Below are 4799 nucleotides of genomic sequence, written 5' to 3'. Positions count from 1 at the left end.
CTTTGGGATTTAACCAGCCGGATTTAAATATCTTTGAGCGGGCACGCTTCGCATCGAGGCGCATTTTTTTTACAATACTGTTTTCCGAGGGCAACCCACAGCGCATGGTATTCGTTGAAAAACGATACATCCGCAGGAAGATGGTCCATAAAGAGCGCCCTGATATCGTCGTAAACGGCATCTTCATCAACCAGGCCGTGCCGCAGGAGCGCCCTGCAGGTATAGGCATCTACCACAAAAGTGGGAAGCCCGCCAGCATATAGAAGGATGCTATCGGCAGTTTCAGGCCCTATGCCCTTTATGTCCAGGAGCAGCGGCCTCAATTTGTCGAGGCCAATGGAAAACATATCATCCAGGTCGGCGTTGAAACGTTCGACAAGAAAGGAGACAAAGGCCTTAAGCCTCTTGGTCTTTATATTGAAATAGCCTGCCGGACGTATAGCATCTGCGATCATCTCATAAGGGAGGGTGTAAAGAACGATCGGGTCAAGTATGCCCTTGGCCTTCATATTTGAAATGGCCTTGCTGACGTTGTCCCAACTTGTATTTTGCGTAAGAATCGCCCCCACAGAGACTTCAAAAGGCGTCTCCCCTGGCCACCAGTGCTGGGCGCCGAATTCAGCAAAGAGCCGCTCATATATCGAAAGAAGCCTATCTACCACAGGGCCATAGTGATTTCTACTGCTCGAGACATCGCTTTTCATCCTAATGCCGCCTCATAATCCTAATCGGATCTTATCAAATAGACATAGATCAGAAAGGCGAGTATCATGATGCATATACTTATAAATACCCCAAGATCTTTCAGCGAGAACCCCTCGCCTTTTGGGAGGGTATACACTACAGCGAACCATAATGCCGCCGCACTCACAACTGTAACCAGGGTGCGCACCATTTTTAAAAGAGCAAGTACGGCAAGGACGACCAGAAACGGAATGGCTATATGTGGATTGTGCGCAAGGCTTAAGGGGTCGGTACCGGCCAGACGAGAAAATATGGCCTCAGTCCGCAGATTCTCTAGAATGAGTTGCCAGTTCATGGCCATCCTTTTATTTATTGTCTAATTTTGTTCATTTTGTTAATGATGTTAATTTGAATGTTCGATTTTAACAACCCAAGATCTTTAATAAACACATTTATTGTAGGTGTCAATTATATAGCACCTCTACAAGACTTTTATTGCAAGATGACGGGTGGTATTTAACAATGCCCTATAGCCAAATCATCGCTTTGATGCTCGCATTGCTCATTGTGGTGGACGCGCCTGTAGATATAAATCCGTTCATGTCCGCCTGGTCTGTCGCTGCCTTCTGGTTATTGAAGGCCACAGCCTTTGCGTTGCTGGTTTTTCGACTCGCTGGAAACAAAAAGATTGGATCGATCGGTCTGTTGCAGGAAAAACTGCAGTGGCTATCGCTTTTTGCACTTGCAATAGACTTTTATGTATTTGATTTAAAAATTTTTATAGCTCATCTCATCGCCTGGCCGACTCCTGGCCTGGTCAATATATGTTCTCTGGGCTTTTATCTAATATATCTCATTATGGCTTGGGCCGCCTGTTGGTTGGGCCTTAAAAAGCGCGGGCTTGCAACCATCTCCATCCAAGACGAAATAGATCTTAGATTGAGATTGGTGCTTCCCGCTATAATTCCCTATCTTGCTGTCACCTTGGCCGGCGACATTATCGGCAGAGTCCAGTGGCCTGGATTTAATGATTTCATAAATAGCGCTGCCGGCGAGGCCATCTCCGTTACAATCGCCTTTATCACTATAATTGTTTTTGTGCCCCTGATGATCAAATTTATATGGAGGTGCAAACCTATCCCAAAGGGACATGTCAGAGACCTGATCGAGGGGTTCCTGAGGCGTTCAGGGTTAAAATATCGTGAAATACTTCTGTGGTCCCTTGACGGGCAGAGGCTGTGCACTGCAGCGGTTCTGGGTGTCATACCAAGTTTTCGTTATATCCTTCTCACCCCCTGCCTCATCCAAAACCTTACGCCGGAAGAAATAGAGGCCGTCCTTGCCCACGAGTCCGCCCACGTCAGGAGGAGGCATATGCTGTGGTATCTTGTCTTTATAGGCATCTACAGCCTGATATTCTACAGACTGTTTGACGCCGTTTGGATATGGCTTGTTTCACAACGGCCGTTTTTAAGGGCCATTTTTGATCTGAGAGACGCCCCGCCTGGCATCGTTTCCCTGCTTTCAAGCCTGCCGCTCGGTCTTGCATTGGTTCTCTATTTCAGGTTTCTGATGGGCTACTTCATGAGGAATTTTGAGCGCGAGGCAGACCTTGCCGTATTCGATGCGCAGGGGCGCCCATGGCATTTGATAAACGCCCTTGAAAAATTGGCGCTCATTTCAGGCGGTATAAGAAACCAGCCGAGCTGGCACCACTACAGCATTGCCCAGCGGGTGGAATTTTTACAGGATGTCGCGCAAAATCCGTCATTAAAGACGGCTTTTTTAAAAAAACTCAGGCAGAAAAAGGCCCTTTTCCTGCTTGTAGCCTCGTTTTTGACCCTGCTACCTGGCCTTTTACCAGTAAAATCCTGGGAGGCCATTGCCAGACGGAACCTGACTCAGTTCTATCTGGAACAACCCTCAAACCACGGTAAGGCAAGACCCAAATCAAACAATCCGGAACTGGATTAACAAAAGGTCTGTCTTCTTAGGGGATATTTAAAAATCCATGTTTTGTCATTCCTGCGCAAGCAGGAATCCAGCAAAAACAACAAGATAGATTCCCGCCTTCGCGGGAATAATGGATTATTAGAGGTACCCATTTGTTTGTCATCCCACTCTGCGTTGCCAGTGTCCGCGACAACCGCCATGGCCCCTTCCTGCTTATTCCCAATTCACCTGAGACACACAGGCAACCTTGGCCGTTTGCAGCAAAATCTGTATAGCATCGACAATCTGGCGAAATTGCCAGTCTGAGATGCCACCTTTTCTGCCCATTTTTTCCAAATAGCGGGTGATGTCCGCCACTTCCTGGGCCGCCAGCTTTTTCCCTTCAGCCGCCCGGATATACTCTTCAGCCCGGACCACATACCAACGCATGGCGGCCTGCTTAACCCCGTGTTCTCGCAGTTTTTCCAGATAACGATCCCAAAATCTGGCTACGTTTTTGTCGTTGCTTGTTTTTGTGTAAGGCGCGTGGTATTTTTTTAAGTGTGTATTGTGGTGGTCAGGAAAAAACATCGTCCCTCCCATTATCATACACAGAATATGGAACTTATCAATAGACAGATTCTGCCTAGCACAATACTGGCTCATTCTGTCTAATACACTGTTAGCTTTCATTTGGAAGCGCGATGGCAACCAAAATATCTGAGATAACGAGAAGAGACATTTTCGCTCTTGTCTTCCTTGAGAAGATAAACATCTACGGTCGGCTCGAAGAAATCGAGTTTTTGTCCAGGATATGAGATATGGAGGCAATGCCTTCTACAGACTCCCGATTTAAAGATGCCAAGGACGATATATGGCAGCACACCGTAAACAATGATGACTGGGAAGCCGATTGGGTGTTTTCCGATTCTCGCTTCAATCTGATGCGAGGCGATGACGAAACATTTCTGAGATTTCTCTGTGAATCTATCCATCCAGTAGTGAGGTCTGATGTAACCGAGTGCGAGCGGCTTTGCCAGCTTTACAACAACTGCTTAAAGAACGACGGGTTCCAGTTGGTCGAAAAAGCACGGATATCAGGAAAGCCGATATTTGTTGGCAGGTATGTGGGTGTCCACATTTCTCCTGGTATTCGTGCCGCAAGAGAAACACTTTCTGGAACGGATGTTACCTACGTCTCACAGCAAATCACTCGCATGGAAGCTGCTGTGAATCAAGACCCCGAGCTCGCAATCGGTACGGCGAAAGAGCTAGTCGAAACGTGCTGCAAAAGTATCCTGACGGAAGCTGGAGTAACTTTTTCAAAGGGAGACGATCTGCCGAAGCTCGTCAAGAGCACCGTGACCGTATTGCAGTTGACGCCGGATGACATACCAGAACAGGCAAAAGCTGCCGAAACAATAAAGCGGCTACTGAGCAATTTGGCATCTATTACCCAGGGCGTTGCAGAGTTAAGAAATCATTACGGGACAGGGCACGGAAAAGTTGGTGCCAATAAGGGCCTTCAGCCTCGGCACGCGAAATTAGCAGTTGGCGCGGCATCAACTCTTTCAGTGTTCTTGGCGGAAACTCATAAAGTTAGGGGCAGTAAATGAAAGCTAACCGCCGGTTGCAGGCGACGCGCATGAAGCCGCACGCGCCTGAACCGGAACGTTAGCCTCCCGAACCACCGCATGACGAAACCGACAGGTAGGACTTGATGGCACGAAAGACAAAGACCACGACTAAACGACCGATTGAATCCTACGAGCATCGGGACAAAGAGCGGATGAACAACCCGCCCGTGGGGCTGGTGACGCCGGAGACCGATCCCGAGTCTGGGCAGAAGAAGCGCTACGCCTACGACCCGCATCTCGACCCGCAACTGGTCTGGGCGGGCAAGGCCGAGCACACCTCGTTTGAAGTGCCGACGGTGTCGCTGCATGTCCACGAGCGCATCGACCCGCGCAGCATCATCGAGGCGGTACGCAAGCAAAACGGCAACGGTGCGCCGATACAGCTAGGCCTCTTCGAAGAGGAACGGGAGGAGCCCCTGCGCCAGGCGGTGGAGTTCTACCAGCACAAGCACGGCTGGAGCAACCGCCTCATCGCGGGCGATTCGCTGCTCGTGATGAACTCGCTGCTGGAGAAGGAGGGCATGGCGGGCAAGGTGCAGATGATCT

Annotated in this window: 5 protein-coding genes and 1 pseudogene; 3 read left to right on the top strand and 3 right to left on the bottom strand. The window is 49.1% G+C overall.

Annotated elements, in window-relative coordinates; translation table 11 throughout:
- Nucleotides 1-23 precede the first annotated feature (23 nt).
- Nucleotides 24-704 carry an endonuclease III domain-containing protein gene (locus ACP5SG_RS08345; protein ID WP_237888176.1) on the bottom strand — a complete coding sequence of 227 codons (681 nt, stop codon included), beginning with the start codon at nucleotides 702-704 and terminating at the stop codon, nucleotides 24-26.
- A 20-nt stretch (nucleotides 705-724) separates the two neighbouring features.
- Nucleotides 725-1045 carry a hypothetical protein gene (locus ACP5SG_RS08340; RefSeq protein ID WP_428123489.1) on the bottom strand — a complete coding sequence of 107 codons (321 nt, stop codon included), beginning with the start codon at nucleotides 1043-1045 and terminating at the stop codon, nucleotides 725-727.
- Nucleotides 1046-1206: 161 nt separating this feature from the next.
- Between ACP5SG_RS08340 and ACP5SG_RS08335 the strand changes: the two genes are divergently transcribed.
- Entirely contained in the window at nucleotides 1207-2658 is a 1452-nt protein-coding gene (locus ACP5SG_RS08335; RefSeq protein WP_428123486.1) for a M48 family metallopeptidase, read from the top strand.
- Nucleotides 2659-2850: 192 nt separating this feature from the next.
- On the opposite strand, the gene ACP5SG_RS08330 is transcribed toward ACP5SG_RS08335, so the two are convergent.
- Nucleotides 2851-3207 (bottom strand): hypothetical protein, encoded by a 357-nt coding sequence (locus ACP5SG_RS08330; RefSeq protein WP_428123482.1) that lies wholly within the window; start codon nucleotides 3205-3207, stop codon nucleotides 2851-2853.
- Between the two features lie 230 nt (nucleotides 3208-3437).
- Here ACP5SG_RS08330 and ACP5SG_RS08325 point away from each other — a divergent pair, with 230 nt between their 5' ends.
- Complete coding sequence (locus tag ACP5SG_RS08325; protein WP_428123479.1) at nucleotides 3438-4232, top strand: abortive infection family protein; 795 nt, start codon at nucleotides 3438-3440, stop codon at nucleotides 4230-4232.
- 104 nt (nucleotides 4233-4336) lie between these two features.
- Nucleotides 4337-4799, top strand: a pseudogene (locus ACP5SG_RS08320) (site-specific DNA-methyltransferase); the annotation flags it as partial.

Source organism: Dissulfurimicrobium sp. (assembly GCF_049968175.1).
In the GTDB taxonomy this organism is placed as follows: domain Bacteria; phylum Desulfobacterota; class Dissulfuribacteria; order Dissulfuribacterales; family Sh68; genus Dissulfurimicrobium; species Dissulfurimicrobium hydrothermale.
The sequence above is the reverse complement of the archived record's forward strand: the minus strand, read 5'-3'. Positions and strand labels throughout refer to the sequence as shown.

What these genes read in the sequence shown, in the direction of transcription:
- ACP5SG_RS08345 (WP_237888176.1), bottom strand. Translation starts at nt 704, where the DNA reads ATGAAAAGCGATGTCTCGAGCAGTAGAAATCACTATGGCCCTGTGGTA.
- ACP5SG_RS08340 (WP_428123489.1), bottom strand. Translation starts at nt 1,045, where the DNA reads ATGGCCATGAACTGGCAACTCATTCTAGAGAATCTGCGGACTGAGGCC.
- ACP5SG_RS08335 (WP_428123486.1), top strand. Translation starts at nt 1,207, where the DNA reads ATGCCCTATAGCCAAATCATCGCTTTGATGCTCGCATTGCTCATTGTG.
- ACP5SG_RS08330 (WP_428123482.1), bottom strand. Translation starts at nt 3,207, where the DNA reads ATGTTTTTTCCTGACCACCACAATACACACTTAAAAAAATACCACGCG.
- ACP5SG_RS08325 (WP_428123479.1), top strand. Translation starts at nt 3,438, where the DNA reads ATGGAGGCAATGCCTTCTACAGACTCCCGATTTAAAGATGCCAAGGAC.